Annotated in this window: 9 protein-coding genes and 3 pseudogenes; 10 read left to right on the forward strand and 2 right to left on the reverse strand. The window is 56.7% G+C overall.

Translation table 11 applies throughout. From position 1 onward, the window contains the following. Positions 1-2 precede the first annotated feature (2 nt). Genes ACIOWL_RS13425 through galK form a run of 3 tightly spaced genes read left to right on the forward strand, consistent with a single transcriptional unit; the run spans position 3 to position 3,111 of the window. The gene (locus ACIOWL_RS13425; protein ID WP_400385913.1) at positions 3-794 is read left to right on the forward strand and encodes a DeoR/GlpR family DNA-binding transcription regulator; all 792 of its coding nucleotides are present in this window, start codon (positions 3-5) and stop codon (positions 792-794) included. Further along, positions 791-1,918 (forward strand): galactose-1-phosphate uridylyltransferase, encoded by a 1,128-nt coding sequence (galT, locus tag ACIOWL_RS13430; protein ID WP_400385916.1) that lies wholly within the window; start codon positions 791-793, stop codon positions 1,916-1,918. The genes ACIOWL_RS13425 and galT overlap by 4 nt, the downstream gene beginning before the upstream one ends. Next, a complete protein-coding gene (gene galK, locus ACIOWL_RS13435; protein ID WP_400385919.1) occupies positions 1,915-3,111 on the forward strand; it encodes a galactokinase in 1,197 nt (398 codons plus the stop codon). Before galT ends, galK begins: the two co-directional genes overlap by 4 nt. Before the next feature lie 24 nt (positions 3,112-3,135). Here galK and ACIOWL_RS13440 read toward each other — a convergent pair whose 3' ends face one another. Continuing rightward, on the reverse strand, positions 3,136-3,630 hold the full coding sequence (locus tag ACIOWL_RS13440) for a hypothetical protein (protein WP_400385922.1): 495 nt from the start codon (positions 3,628-3,630) through the stop codon (positions 3,136-3,138). 341 nt (positions 3,631-3,971) lie between these two features. Between ACIOWL_RS13440 and ACIOWL_RS13445 the strand changes: the two genes are divergently transcribed. The 5 genes and pseudogenes from ACIOWL_RS13445 to ACIOWL_RS13465 form a co-directional block, all read left to right on the forward strand. After that, positions 3,972-4,292, forward strand: a complete 321-nt coding sequence (locus ACIOWL_RS13445; RefSeq protein WP_400385925.1) for a hypothetical protein — start codon at positions 3,972-3,974, stop codon at positions 4,290-4,292. A gap of 359 nt (positions 4,293-4,651) precedes the next feature. Then, entirely contained in the window at positions 4,652-6,838 is a 2,187-nt protein-coding gene (locus ACIOWL_RS13450; RefSeq protein WP_400385928.1) for an ATP-dependent nuclease, read from the forward strand. Continuing rightward, positions 6,835-8,712 carry a UvrD-helicase domain-containing protein gene (locus ACIOWL_RS13455; protein ID WP_400385931.1) on the forward strand — a complete coding sequence of 626 codons (1,878 nt, stop codon included), beginning with the start codon at positions 6,835-6,837 and terminating at the stop codon, positions 8,710-8,712. Before ACIOWL_RS13450 ends, ACIOWL_RS13455 begins: the two co-directional genes overlap by 4 nt. Before the next feature lie 330 nt (positions 8,713-9,042). Continuing rightward, positions 9,043-9,878: pseudogene (locus ACIOWL_RS13460) on the forward strand (IS5 family transposase). Positions 9,879-10,819: 941 nt separating this feature from the next. Beyond that, positions 10,820-11,806: pseudogene (locus ACIOWL_RS13465) on the forward strand (IS4 family transposase); the annotation flags it as partial. An 86-nt stretch (positions 11,807-11,892) separates the two neighbouring features. Here ACIOWL_RS13465 and ACIOWL_RS13470 read toward each other — a convergent pair. Beyond that, a pseudogene (locus ACIOWL_RS13470) lies at positions 11,893-12,083 on the reverse strand (ISL3 family transposase); the annotation flags it as partial. A 270-nt stretch (positions 12,084-12,353) separates the two neighbouring features. On the opposite strand from ACIOWL_RS13470, the gene ACIOWL_RS13475 reads away from it, so the two are divergent. Beyond that, positions 12,354-12,965 carry a hypothetical protein gene (locus ACIOWL_RS13475; protein ID WP_400385934.1) on the forward strand — a complete coding sequence of 204 codons (612 nt, stop codon included), beginning with the start codon at positions 12,354-12,356 and terminating at the stop codon, positions 12,963-12,965. A gap of 302 nt (positions 12,966-13,267) precedes the next feature. Further along, positions 13,268-14,632, forward strand: coding sequence for a hypothetical protein (locus tag ACIOWL_RS13480; protein ID WP_400385937.1), 1,365 nt, complete (start codon positions 13,268-13,270; stop codon positions 14,630-14,632). The last annotated feature ends 254 nt before the right edge of the window (positions 14,633-14,886 follow it).

Below are 14,886 nucleotides of genomic sequence, written 5' to 3' on the forward strand. Positions count from 1 at the left end.
CCATGAATGAGAACCTGCCCGGACAACGGCGCCAACGCATCTTGGAGCGTGTGCGGGCGACCGGCGCGGTCAAGGTGGCCGAACTGGCGGCGGAGCTCGGCGTCTCGGACATGACGGTACGCCGGGATCTGAATCTGTTGGTGAAGGCCGGGGAACTGCACAAGGTGCATGGAGGTGCCCTGCTCCAGGAAGGCGCCTCCGCAGAAGAACCCGGGTTCGCACGCAAATCCGCATTGCAACTGGGTGAAAAGGCGGCGATTGCGCAGGCTGCGGCGCGGTTGGTTGAACCGGGGATGTCCGTGGCGTTATCCTCGGGCACCACTACCTACGCCCTGGCCCGCGAACTGCGCACCATCCCGGAGCTGACCGTGGTGACCAATTCACCACGCATCGCTGACCTGCTGCACGATGCTCCGGCCAGCGGTCAGACCGTACTGCTCACCGGTGGATTACGCACCGTATCGGACGCGCTGGTAGGACCGCTGGCCACCGCCGCATTGAAAACCCTGTACGTGGATCGCAGCTTTCTGGGTATCCACGGGTTCAGCGGCACCGACGGGTTAACCACTCCGAACATGTTGGAGGTGGAAGTAAACCAGTTGCTGCTTGAACGCAGCGACAGCGCGGTGGTGCTGGCCGACTCCACCAAATGGAACCTGCGCGGACTGTATAGCATCGCACCGCTAGACGCCGTGGATATCCTCATCAGCGATGCCGGGCTGCCAGAAGAAGCAGTGAGCACCCTTGCCGAACACATCAAAGACCTTAGATTGGAACAGGTGATTTCAGAATGAACACATCGCCTCAGGGTACAGCCCCGGTGTCAGCCGCAACGCACCACACCCATCACCTGGCCGACGGGCGCGAAGCAATCTTCTTCGCCGATGAGGGCCATCAGCTGCCGGACTCGGTGATTGACCGCCGCCCGTTGGACCCGCGCGGGCAACCGGGGGAACTGCGCTACGACCGGTTGACCGGTGATTGGGTTGCAGTGGCAGCCCACCGTCAGGCCCGCACCTACCTTCCTCCGCAGGAAGAGTGCCCCTTGTGCCCCAGCACCGGAGAGCGCCTGAGCGAGATCCCTGCCGACGCATTTGATGTGGTTGTTTTCGAAAACCGTTTCCCTTCGCTGGGCCCGGTCGCCGCGGCGCTGCCCGAGCCGGGTCCGCTGTCTGCGCAACAGGTGCCAGCTAGCGCCTTTGGCCGTTGCGAGGTCGTGGTGTTCACCTCCGAACACCACGGATCTTTCAGCCAGCTGGATGACACCCGGGCTCGAACCGTGATCGAGGCGTGGGCCCAACGCACCTCAGCGCTCTCCGCGCTGCCCGGAATCCAGCAGGTGTTTCCGTTTGAGAATCGTGGGCAGGACATCGGTGTGACCCTGCATCACCCGCATGGACAGATCTACGCCTATTCCTACCTCACCCCGACCGCGCAGAAAATCTCCGAACGGTCGGTGGCCTATCTGGCGGAAACCGGCCGCACCCTGATGGGCGACCTGCTGGCGGCAGAGCGCATGGACGGTTCGCGGATGGTTGTCGAAGGCGAGCACTTCTCCGTGTTTGTTCCGTACGCGGCGCGTTGGCCGTTGGAAGCTCACCTGGTGCCGCATCGGCACGTGCCGGATTTCGCCGCACTGAGCGACGCGGAGAAGGACGAATTGGCCCTGATGTACCGGGACCTGACCCGCAGGTTTGATGCGTTATACGACACTCCCACCCCGTACATCGCCGCCTGGCATCAAGCCCCGCTGACCCCGGCGCGGGAAGCCGGTCGGCTGCACCTGCAGCTGACCAGCCCACGCCGGGCCGCGGACAAACTGAAGTTCCTTGCCGGCTCGGAGGCCGCGATGGGCGCCTTTATCAATGATGTTCCCGCGGAGCAGACCGCGGCCCGACTGCGTGAGGTCAACCTGTGAGCGCCAGCCAATCCGCCGAAACCACCACCCGCATTGACGCCTTGCGCCAGGGATTTGCCCGCACCTATGGCCGGCAGCCCGACGGGGTATGGCGTGCCCCGGGTCGGGTCAACCTGATCGGTGAGCATACCGACTACAACCTGGGTTTTGTGCTGCCGTTCGCCATCGACAAAAATGCGCTGGTCGCCGTGCGCCGCAAGTCAGCCAACGAGCCGGATGCCGCACGACTGGATTTCGCCTCCACCTTTGAAGCCGGTGCTCAGCCGCCCATCACCAGTGTGCCGCTAGCGGACCTGGAGCCGGGATCGGTCTCCGGCTGGGCCGCCTACCCAGCCTCCGTGGCCTGGGTTTTGGGGCAGCAGGACGGAGTCGATCTCTCGGGTTTCGAGCTCCTGGTCGACTCCGACGTGCCGGTGGGCTCGGGCCTGTCCTCCTCGCATGCGCTGGAGGTCGGCACCATTGTGGCCCTGAACGAACTATTCGAGCTGGGGCTTTCGGCCACCGATATGGCCCGGCTGACCCAGCGGGCGGAGAACGAGTTTGTGGGTGCGCCCACCGGCATCATGGATCAAAGCGCCTCGCTGATGTCCCACGCCGAACATGCACTGTTTTTGGACTGCCGCAGCATGGAATCCAGTGCGGTACCGCTGCCATTGGCCGCGCACGACGCGGTGGTGTTGGTGATCGACACCCGGGTGGAGCACTCGCACGTTGACGGCGGGTACGGGGCTCGTCGAGCCAGCTGCGAGGCCGCGGCCGCCGCACTGGGCGTGGAGGCCTTGCGCGAGATCAGCTCGGTGAGCGAACTTGAGGCACTGAGCGACCCGGTGACACTGCGCCGCGCCCGGCACATCGTCACGGAAAACCGGAGGGTCTTGGATACCGTCAAAGCACTGCGTGCCGGTGATCTGCACGCGGTGGGGGCCCTGCTGAATTTGTCTCATGAATCCATGCGTGATGACTATGAAATCTCAAGTATTGAACTGGATGCCGCGGTAGAAGCGGCACAGTCCGCCGGGGCAATCGGCGCGCGGATGACCGGTGGCGGTTTTGGCGGTAGCGCCATCGCGCTGATCGGCAGGGAGCAGATCCCCGCGGTCAGCCAGGCGGTCTACGAGGGCTTTGAGCAGGCAGGGTATTTGCGTCCGAACATTTTCACCGTGATTGCTGACGAAGGCGCCGGCCGGGCCTAAGCCGAGCGTTGTCCCGCCGCCGGGTTATGGCCGTCCGGCGTTCAGGCGGCGCTCGGTGATGCGGATGGCGTGCGTGGTGGCCACGGTTGCGATCACCCATGTCGCGGCGTTCAGTACCAAGGCGGCGACGATGAAGCTGGCAAGGGTGTCTCCGATGGCTAATGACATCCAGAGATTGGGCACAAGGCACAGCACCGCGGAGCTCACGGCAGCCACGATGGGAAAACGTGTTGGGGGCAGGGACCAGCGTCGATGCCATAGGCGCAATACCGCATAGGCGACCGCTGCCGTCAGCAACCCGAAGACGATACCAATCGGGAGGCCAGCAATGATGGTGAACAGCGCGTCAGCAAGGGGACTCAATGCGGCGACGGATTCTAGTTGTTCACGTGTGCGCAACTGGCTCATGAAGATCATGAACACGGTATACAAAACGGTCATCACTGCACCGGCCACAGCGCCTCGACCAAGCATGCCAAAAAACAGTTCGGAAGGATGGCTCACACGCAGTTGGGTCATGTGCTCAGCTTAGAGCGTGGACCTTGGCAATGATCAATTGATATTCGAGGCTTTCGTTCCCCGGAAGACTGGCGCTCCCGTGAGAACGTTACCCAAGGAAAGAATCTGCTGTACCTCTGATTGCACGAGCCCCAGCAATAGCCTTATAACACATATTATAAATTGGAGTGTAGGGATTCTATTTTCAAGCCTCAGGAGGTAGTCGTGGGCCACGTTATTGAATCACCACGCGATAGCGAGATGGCAGCCGAGCTGCTTCGCGCCAGGGAGCTTTCAGAGGTAGCCCTGTTGGACTACAAGCGATGCTTAGGACGGCAGCCAAACAGATGACGCAAACTCGGATGGCAGAAATTCTGCGTATATCGCAGCCTGCAGTTGCAACGGCATTGCAGCGGGCCGCGAAGGTTCCTGAGACTGTTGCGAACTTCAAAGCTGCATCGCCGCATGAAGTTTGCCAGCGCTATGCGGCGGGACTGATTGACCGTGATGAAGTTGTGCGCGGGCTGGTAGCGTGGCCGTACAGCGATACGCCGAAGTTCAATGAGTTTGGCGAAGTTCAGGGTGACGCCACGGGTACGTTTACGGACGTGGAGAACGCTGTCATGTTTGGTTTGATTGATGACTCAATCTATGAGGAAGTTTTCAACCAATTGGCCGACTAGTCGCGCACCCAAGGGGAGCTGCCGTCCAAGTGAGGGTGGTCATAGCGGGAAGCGGCAACAAATTCGCCTCGCCCCGAGAGGAGCCCTCGATGCTCGCCCCAGGCCTCGGAGCACGCTGCTCAAACAGAAAACGGTCAGGCCGACTTTGCGCGAGAGGTAAGTCAGTGCTCGTGTATGAGGCACCAGGCGCGGAAGACCTTGGTCTGTTCCACGAATCGTCGGCGACTTGTCTCAGATGCAGGACCTTGTTCCACAGGCGTCTTCTCAGAACGGTCGCATAAATTGGCATCTCTCTCATTTGTGTGACCATGCACGGAGTAGAGCTATGATTATCCTTAGTCCAGCGCGGGGAGTTTGTAGTGCAAATTAAGTGTTTTCGTGTTGAGAACTTCAGGCGGCTTAAGAGTGCTCGAGTTGACCTCGAGCAGGAGCGCACCATATTTGTCGGCGCAAACAACAGCGGTAAGACTTCGGCCACGCAACTGTTCCAGATGTTTCTGTCGCAGAATCCTCGTGCGCCGTTTCAGATTTACGACTTCACTGCCGACTGTTGGGAAGTCTTCGATTCCTTCGACATCGACGACGGGGATCCAGACGTCGAACTTCCTCGAATCACGTTCGATCTGTGGTTCGAGGTCGACGAGGATAACCTCCACCGAGTGCTCGATCTCCTACCGAGCCTGGACTGGGAAGGTGAACCCGTAGGCGTCCGCATGGTGTACGCGCCACGGGACGGCGCCAAATTGGTCGCGAACTATAAGGAAGCTCGTGATAACGCCGAGGCGACTACTGGTGGCGTCGAGACGTCCTACAAGCCGTGGCCACAAACTATGGTGGAGTACTTGACGAAGCGGCTTCAGCAGGAGTACGAGATCAAGTATTATGCACTCGACGCTAATGAGTGCGACGACCAGTTTGTTCCGAACGACGGGTATGAGCCGTTCTTCCTTGGCACTCACACAACGGGCGCGTCGAGCATCGTTGACTCGATTATCCGCGTCGACTTCCTGAATGCGCAGCGTCATCTGGCCGATGCTAACTCACAGGGCAGGAGCGAGGACCTCTCGAAGCGTCTGAGTCGCTTCTATGAGCGGGGTCTTCAGAAGTTGGATAACGACTTAGAAGCTCTCGGAGCTATCGCGGAGTCGGAGGAACGGCTTAACAAGCACTTCGCCGACGTCTTCGGACCGACTCTCGCGCGGCTGAGGGAAGTGGGCTATCCCGGCGTCGCCAATCCTGGTTTGGTAGTCAAAGCATCGTTCAACGCCCATGGCATTCTCAGCGCCAGCGCTAAAGTCCACTACTCGCTCCCGGCACCATCGAGTGCGGGCGTGACCATCGATCAGATGCTTCCCGATCAGTACAATGGCCTTGGCTTCAAGAATCTCATCTACATGGTCGTAGAAGTGCTTGATTTCCATCAGGCTTGGGCGGACGCCGAGAGCGACCGGCCGCCGATCCACCTCGTCATGATCGAGGAGCCAGAAGCCCACCTGCACGCTCAACTACAGCAAGTGTTCATCCGGAAGATTCTTGAGATCTTGCCCGCACCCGAGCTGGACTTTCAGACCCAACTGGTGGTCACGACACACTCGCCGCACATCATCTATGAGAGCAACTTCAAACCAATCCGGTACTTCTGCCGATCGGTCGCGCCGAACGGACTCCACTGCAGTGACGTCAAGAATCTGTCGGTGTTTTACGACGACGAGGAGGCGACGACACGGGAGTTCTTGCAGCAATACATCAAGCTGACCCATTGTGATCTCTTCTTTGCGGATGCCGCCGTTCTCGTTGAAGGGAACGTCGAGCGCTTGCTGCTACCACTCGTCATTGAGCGGTTCGTGCCCGAGCTCCGCTCAAGTCACCTGACAATCCTTGAAGTCGGCGGCGCCTTCGCGTACAAGTTCGCCAAGCTCTTGGACTTCCTGAGCCTTCCGACGCTCGTCATCACGGACCTCGACAGTGTGGCTGTTCCCGACACCACGGGAACAGACGATGAAGATGACAAGCGCGCCTCTGCCTGCGCGGTAGATACCCCTGGAGCGATCACCTCCAATGAGACGCTGAAGCAATGGCTCCCGAAAATCGAGGAGATCGGTGAACTGCTAGCGGCCAGCGCTGACCAGAAGGCGCCCGTTAGTCCTGACGGTAGCCCTGGCTTGGTTCGAGTTGCCTATCAAACCAGTGAGACGGTCTCCTGGCAGAAGGCCCAAGCGATTCGAGCAGGTCGGACGTTGGAAGAGTCGTTCGCACTTCAGAATCTCGATTGGACGCAGAGCGTGGAGGGCAAAGATCTCGGACTGCGCATCCCTAAGGCGTCAGATCTGTCGATCACGGAGCTGCATGAGAGGCTCTTCAAACGCGTTAAGGGCTCGCACTTCGACAAGACTGCCTTCGCTCTTGGCGTGATTGCGGCGGCAGAGCAGTCCTGGAAACCTCCCGCGTACATTACCGAAGGCCTTGAGTGGCTGCGTGAGCAACTGCAGCTTGTCGTGCCGGAGGAACTTGTCAACCAGGCAACCGGGGAGTCCGAGGCAGAATGACGACACGAGTTGACGCGCCCGACACTGAAGCCGATCGTCAGATTCAAGCGATCCTGGACCGAAATCAACTGACCGGGTTCACCGTCGTGGCCGGCGCAGGATCAGGCAAGACCACGTCGCTAGTGAAGGCGCTGGCGCATGTAACGAGAACCCGCGGGCCGTCGTTGCTCGCAAAGACACAGCGCGTCGCCTGCATCACCTACACCGAGATTGCCGCGAGGGAGATCCATGAGGAGATCGGCTACGATCCTCTCGCCTCTGTATCAACGATCCATAGTTTCTTGTGGGAGCTGGTGAAGCCATTCCAGAAAGATATCAGCGTCTGGGTTGCGGCTCGCATTGACGAGCAGATAGCGGGGCTTCGTGAGAAGCAAGCGAACTATAAGTCCCGCACGCATCAGACGACCAAGAACAACGACGCAGCGGATCTAGAGAAACGTCGATATCAGCAGGATGCTGTGAAGGACGTCAAGCGGTGGACGTACGGTATCGGTGCCGACTACGCCCACGGCATCATCGGCCATGCGGACGTGATCAAGATGGTGCCTGAGATGATCCTCGAACGAAGGCTCCTGGCCCAGCTTGTAGGCCGGCAGTTTCCGTTCATCTTTGTGGACGAGAGTCAGGACACCTTCCCTGAGATCGTCGAGGCGCTGAAGCATGTTTGGTCGCTCGCGGGTGGGACGGTGTGCCTCGGCTTCTTCGGTGACCCGATGCAGCAGATTTATCAGCAAGGTGTCGTTTCGGTGCCACCGGAGCCCGGGTGGGTGAATGTCGACAAGCCACAGAACTTCCGCTCGTCAAAGCGGGTGCTGGCTTGTGTGAACGCCGTTCGTTCAGAAGGGGACGCGCTCCAACAGATCAGTGGCTTATCGGTGCAGGCAGACGGTGAGGCGTTCTGTTTCGTTCTTCCGTCAGACGACCAACGGAGTGATCGGCTGGAGCTTGTTCGGTCGTGGCTCGACGAGCATAGCACCTCTGGGAACTGGACCCGCCCCGCGCGCGAGGACGGCTCTAAGATCTTGATGATCACGCACCGTATGGCGGCTAAGCGACTTGGCTTCGAGAATCTCTACGCAGCGTTCAAAGACCAAAAGGCCGGCGGTCTGGATAAGGCCTTCGAGGAAGGCAACGCGTGGCCCCTGACTCCGTTCAGAGATGTGATCCTGCCGCTCTGCTTAGCGAAAGATGCAAGTTCGCCGGCAGTTCTGGCGGTGCTGAGAGAGAACAGCCCCCTTCTGCGTACCGGCCAGGCGTCCCATCAATTAAAGGCCGTCCTGGCATCGGGCAAGGCGGCCGTTGGAAAGTTGCGCCAGCTCGCCTTAGATCCTTTCACCGCAAAGCTGGGCGACCTGCTCCGCACCGCATTCAACGATGGTCTCCTCGAACTTGATCCTCGAATGGCTGCGTACCTCCGCCCGGGAGGCGAGCACAGCGTCGTGCTCGATGAACCGGTGGTCGACGTGTTGAATGCTATGTCCGAGTGCGTTTTGTCCGAGTTTGAGGGTTACTTGGCTTATGTCAAGCACGAGTCACCGTACTCCACACAGCACGGTACGAAAGGCGCAGAATTTGAGCGCGTGATTGTGGTCCTCGACGACAAGGAAGGGCGATACCCCCTGTACTCGTATGACAAGTTTCTCGGCCTGAAAGAGCTGTCGACTACTGATCTTGAAAACCAATCGAAGGGTGTCGACTCTGCAATCGAGAGGACACGCAGGCTCTTCTACGTCTGCGTCTCTCGTGCACGGGAGTCAATCGCCGTAGTTCTGTTTACCGATGACATGGACCGAGCCGTCGAGGCAGTTCGGGAGTCAGCGATCGGGCAGCATGTTCAGGTTCTTACCGTCGGTGACTTGTTACCGCTGACATGACGGAGGCGGATCGCACACCGGTTACACACAAGGTTGGTACTGGCGGCTCATGGGTCTTTCTGATCAGAATTTTTCACAGGGTTCTTGCCTCCGTGGTCCAACTTAGGTCACGGTGCCCGCTTGGCTTGAAGTATGGCAGTCGTCACTTTTGTGCCGCGATCTGCACAGCAATATTTCAGGTCCGTACAGGGGGCGGCTCCTGTGTTGGTGCGCCAGGCCGCTTAGGGCGTGTCTTCTAATTCCTCCGCGCTGATTTGCCAACTTAGTAAAAGGTGAGTTCTCGCCACCACTTCTCGGCAGACGCCGACATGGGAATAACTAGCCCCATTCATGCCCGATTCCACTGGAAAACGCGGACGCCCCTTCAACGAACATCGAAGAACAGTTGAAGGGACCGTCTACCGCTACCGAGCTGGAATTCCATGGCTTGACCTGCCAGAACAGTTCGAGCCAAGGCAATCGGTCTGGAAACGCCACCGCCGCTTCAGTAGCGACGACAGTTGGGATACCGCACTCGGCGTCCTGCTATCCCATGATGATTCACGAGATCTGATCAACTGGGAGGTACTCGGTGGACTCCACGATCCATCGTGCCCACCAGCACGGCACCAACGCCACCCGCCACACAGGGGGATCTGTCTAATCACAAGAATCAGGCGATCGAACCCGCTGATCATGCCATCGGCCGATCGCGCGGTGGACTGAGTGCGAAAATTCATGCGCTCGTCGACGGCAATAGCTGTCCCCTGGTTTTGCTGTTGGGACCAGGCCAAGGCGGGGAAGCCTCGATGTTCGAAAATCTCATGGACTCGGTTCGCGTGGAGAAGCTCGGGCCTGGATCGGCCTGAACCCGTCCGGTGCGGGCCGTGGCCGATAAGGCTTATTCGTCCCGGGCCACCCGGAAATACTTGCGCGATCGCGGGATCCAAAGCGTCATTCCGGAAAAGGAAGATCAGAACGCGAACCGCACGCGCAAGGGTTCCGCGGGCGGGCGGCCGGTGTCCTATGACAAGACGTCGACACGCCGTCATGTCGTGGAGTACAGCTTAAACTCGTTGAAGCAGTGGCGCTCATTGACCACCCTATCCGATAAGTTCGCCATCACTTACCGAGCCGCAGTGGTCATGCATGCTGTGATGGTGTGGAGCGCGGCTTTGAGCCAATAAAGAGACGCGTCCTAGGCGTTTACCGTCATTGTGCATCAGGTTGGCTCACTGACACTTGCTGAGGGTTACAGCACAATCAAATATCTAGTTCAGGGCTCGGTAGCTGCACTTAGCCGAAATGACGGTCCGCATTGCTGGTGCGATTGAGGATGATTCCCATTCTACGTGCCGGTGGCTATCAGTTCATAATGAGCTCGTAATCGAATATGATGAGTAGCATGCGGACGCGCGCGATGGGTGCATGACGCAATCAGACGACGGACTTTATTGGAACGCCGGTACGGCGGTGAAGCTAAAATTCTGGCGGCGCGTCGGTCAAACAATTACGTTGAAGGTAACTCAAGCGCATGGGGAGCCACTCACCGATTTGACTCCTGCTCGGAGCAACATTAACGCCTTCAAGCGACAATAGGTGAAATTGTAATTCGAGCGTGAGCCAATGCTACTTCCTGGAAGCACTCTTGTCGATGGAGTATTTCAGCTCGCAACTTGCGTAGAGGACACACGCAGAAAGAATCAGGATACTCCCAGGGGTTGCTGTCCCGTCGCCGAACGCGAAGATCGAGCCAAATGCGAAGAGCAGCACTGAAGCGCTTATTAGAAAGAGGGAGCGATAGGCGGCTGACGTTTGATCCGATGGCAATTGCTCATTCATATGGCCAATCTTACCTGAAATAGTCGACAAGCCGATCGCAATCAGCCAGCTCTTAGCCTATTTGCCCGCTAGTTGCAATGCCGTTAAGTTAAGGAAAGCACGCATTAAACCAGCCCTGAGCGGTCCCGTCTTAAAATGCGAGATGACCACCTGACCTGACTATACGAAAAGAAGGAACACCTGTTAAGCATGTAAGTATTCGACGCTTACCACAGAAACAGGAGTTCCTTCTTCAATGCCATTCTCTCGCCCTTCAACCCATTCCACCGAATCCAAGACCTCAAACATGTGGGCCGCAGGGCACCTTGGCGACCTGACCGAGCAGCTACCAGCAGATCTCATCGATCAAGCACTGGCCAGCACCGGTGCCACCGAGAAAAGACGACGGCGCCTACCGGCACGAGTCGTGGTGTACTTCGTCATCGCCCTGTCACTGTTCACCTCGTTAGGATACGAACAGGTCTTCACCAAATTTCGACTTGGCGGCAACGTTCTTCAACCAGTCACCGCCACAGCGTTGAGCTTGGCACGCCGACGACTCGGCACAGCGCCCTTACAATGGCTCTTTGAAATGCTCCGCGGCCCAGCAGTCACCACGAACAAACACGCCTCCTTTTACCGGGGTTTACGCCACTGCGCTGTTGACGGAACCTTCGTGACCGTCGCAGACACCGAATCCAACCTCACCCGCTACCAGAAATATCCGGGCCGTCAGATCTCTGGATATGCCCAAGCACGCCTGGTGGCAGTCATCGCCTGCGACACAAGAAATATTATCGACGCGACGTTCGGAGCCTTCGGCACCGGGGAAAACGACTACTTCCGCCGCCTCTTACTCTCCTTGCATCCAGGGATGCTCCTCATGTCTGATCGGAACTTTGACGGTGCGCGCATGCTCACTGAGATCGCTGAGACAGGCGCTGATTTTCTCGTCAGAATCAGAAACAACCGGCGCCTACCGGTGTTGAAGAAGCTGTCTGACGGGTCGTATCTGTCCAGGATTGGCGGGCTCGAAGTGAGAGTTCTTCACGCAACGATTAGTGTTGAAACTCCTGGTGAAGCGTGCCGTATTGAGAAGTATTCTTCGGTGACGACCCTGCATGAGGTCAGGGATGGAACCGTGACTGAGCTGGCTGGGGTTTATCACCAACGGTGGGAAGTTGAGACATGTTTTCGTGAAGTGAAAGCATCGTTGCTTCAGGGCGCGGTGCTACGGTCGAAGACTCCCGCGATGGTGGGGCAAGAGATTTATGGGTTGTTGCTTGCTGAGCAATTGTTGCGCACGGCGAGTGAAGCGACGAATCAGGATCCTTGGTTGGATCCTGATCGTGCGAGTTTCACGATCACGCTCAATGCCGTGAGCCGGCGGGTGACGGTATCGCGGGGCACCGGCTGCAACCGCATGTGCGGCACCACGGGTTCGGGGTGGTGACCTGGCAGACGATCTCAGCTTTCTCTTCGCTCACGTGTTGGCCGGTCGCGGTAAGGCCCAGCTGGTCAAGGCCGGTGAAGGTTATGAGGTCTGGTGCGGTGAAAGTAGGATTAAGCACGGTCGAGGTCTTTCGAAGAGGGTTGTGTGGTAACTTCCATTCTTCGCGAAGGTCTCGACTTTTTTGTGTTTTGCGACACGCCCGGGATTCGGGGTGTTGGTTTGAGGTGGTTACACTCTAAATCCGGAAGGGCCAGCAAGGAAATCGCAATCCGAATGTTTTAGCCGCTTGATTTATTGCCCGCTGTTTACTAGATTATCCACTGAGGTGATTAGATTGGCAGTCATCGGCTCCTCACCTTGTCACTTTATAACCTAGAGGAAGTAAGCAATGTCAAAGAAGTATCGATTAATCACGGCCACTCTCGCAGGGCTCTCCCTTGCAATTGCACCAATTGCCGGTGCAACTGCAGACGATTCACTCGTAAACCCTGAAAACGAACAGAACTACTCAGTTACTTTTCCAACCAGCAACAATCTGAATGTTGCGATGCCAGCTGCTAGCAGCACGTCCCGTGGTGGGGTCTTGTCCGGGGCGGCGACAGAAAAAGTAAATAAACACAAAGGTTCCTTCAGAATCTCATTCTCAAGCGGAGTGGTGCTGAATCGAGCATTCATGCCTTCTCAGGCAACCATTTCAGGTGAATCTCAAAACATCTGGAAGGGAACCAAGGTGCCCAGCAAGATCTCTCTAACTGATAAAATCGTTGTCTCCGGAGTTGGACTGACCGCAAGCGCTTCGAACTCAGGCGTCAACGTGGGCGGCTCGCTGACCACAAAAAACATGACCTGGTCGTCATCAGCTTCTAAGAAGAAGAGTATTTCGCACACCCTGCGGAACTGGAAATTTGGCGGTATGGGAGTATACCGAGTCCAGCAAGGACTCAATGGAGCCGTACACTTCGGCAGCGCCGCCTATGATAACAATGTCGGACAGATGTAGGCGCGGGTTTGTCTAAAAAAAAGACGCGGATAGTGGCGGTATGTTTAGTCATGCCGCTACTATCTTTGCTATTGAACGCATGCACAATGACACCGAGTCGACCCAACGAGGTTGAAACAGAAGTGTGCGCTGAATTCTTACCTAGGACTTTGGCGTTGGAGTCATCGCCGGGCAAAGGCTACTTTGGCCACGGGAATCTATTACAACCGTCGCTATATCAAACAGCTTGGCGTATGAAGCTACTAGATTCCCAACCTCCAGCGCTGGACACCTCAAGGGTTTCTACTCTGGCGACTGGAGTCTTGATCAATCCGGAAGATGCGCCGCTTGACGCGTTATCGCAAAGCAGGATAGATCAAGTGCATTTGTCATCCATGCTCCTGCACTCCACAGGAACATTATCTAGTCAGACTTCTCAGCAAATTCAGGAGGAATTAGGACAGCTGATCTCAGAAGAAGGCAGCGTTTCCGCTGAATCTGGCGATGAGCCGGATATCCGCGCTGCGATGCTGGCTGCTGATATTTATGCACTGCTTGATTCGGAACCTCCGAGAGAGTTTCAGATGTATATTCAGCAACAAGTTTCAACGTTAAACTCGAATATGCAATCTGGGGAAATAGATGAAATCGGCATTCCTGTCCTCTCTGCAGCCGCGGAACTAGACCTCGTAAAAGCAGATGCAACAAAGGACCTCCTTGCTTCATGGCAGAAAAGACTATCGTCGATTGCGAACGATCCCTCTTTGCTATCGGCATATTATCGGTTAGGACTCGTGGCAAAATCGATTGATTACACAATCGAGCGCGTTGATCCATCACGTTTCGAGGCACTTCGTACCAGTAACGGCCTCTACTCCATCTCGGGAGACGGGTTTGACCCGCAGGCAACTTATTATGCTAGGGAAATAGGTCTCATCCAAGATCAAGGCATAGAAGAAGCAGTGATTTCAAAGGTGACGGCCACAGGCTGGATTAGTCCAGACTTCGGAGCGGATCTAGCCTCATCCTACGAATCGAGCACGCTCACTGCCCAATGTAATGCTGTCCCAAACAGCTCCCGCAAAATTGTTCGTGAATATATGGATCGACCTGAAAAGGATCTGCTCGGGATTTTCCAAGCTTGCAGCATTGATCAACACGAGGATGTGCTAGACGAAACTGATATGCGAAACATAGAGTGGGCACTATCGGAACTTATTGAAAAATCGGAAAGTCTTGATGTCAGGCAGCTCACTCAGATTACCGCAGCATTCGATACTTGTAGCCTAGGCATCCCAGTAGAACTTGAATCAAAAGTTGAATCACTAAAATTTCAGGATTCGAAAATGATTTTTGATCTTCAGAAGTATAAATATCTTGGATCCGTTTTCGACCTTCCTGAGATTCAATCGGAGGTTTCCAAAACAATAGGAAGCTATCGGGCTGGAAGTGAGTTTTGCGTCGAGAGTCCTTGCGACGAGTCGCAAACAGATGTTCTTGCAACTGCTATTGGGCTGACGATAGAACCTGGTGCTGATTCGGATACGGAGAAGGTTCTAGACCAACTATGGGAGAAGTTCGACGGTGGTGACCAAAATAGAACAATTTCTCCCTTGGAAGCACTCGGGCTCAAAGCGATTGAAGAGTCGTCAATTAGCGTTCTAGATGAGTTGATTTTTCTTACGTGATTTTCGCTGCTAAGAAATTGCACCAATCGGTAGCTCGCCAATATTAGGGCTTTCGATTAGGCCTGCCCGCCCACCGATACTTCACCAATCCCGTTATCTTTTTGATAGTCCCTCAAAAGAGGCTCATAGGGACTGGCGGCCGACCAGCCTCGGCATGGTGTCTTGCCCCTGTCCAACCAATGATCCGGGGGTGTTGCCACCGAGGCTGGGAAGGCAGCAGGGTGATTGCTGATGAGGGCGCGGTGCCAAGAAAT

It is taken from the genome of Glutamicibacter sp. NPDC087344, assembly GCF_044744225.1.
GTDB lineage: Bacteria > Actinomycetota > Actinomycetes > Actinomycetales > Micrococcaceae > Glutamicibacter.

Coding starts and splice junctions, on each gene's coding strand:
- ACIOWL_RS13425 (WP_400385913.1), top strand. CDS start 3: ATGAATGAGAACCTGCCCGGACAACGGCGCCAACGCATCTTGGAGCGT.
- galT (WP_400385916.1), top strand. CDS start 791: ATGAACACATCGCCTCAGGGTACAGCCCCGGTGTCAGCCGCAACGCAC.
- ACIOWL_RS13440 (WP_400385922.1), bottom strand. CDS start 3,630: ATGACCCAACTGCGTGTGAGCCATCCTTCCGAACTGTTTTTTGGCATG.
- ACIOWL_RS13445 (WP_400385925.1), top strand. CDS start 3,972: ATGGCAGAAATTCTGCGTATATCGCAGCCTGCAGTTGCAACGGCATTG.
- ACIOWL_RS13455 (WP_400385931.1), top strand. CDS start 6,835: ATGACGACACGAGTTGACGCGCCCGACACTGAAGCCGATCGTCAGATT.
- ACIOWL_RS13475 (WP_400385934.1), top strand. CDS start 12,354: ATGTCAAAGAAGTATCGATTAATCACGGCCACTCTCGCAGGGCTCTCC.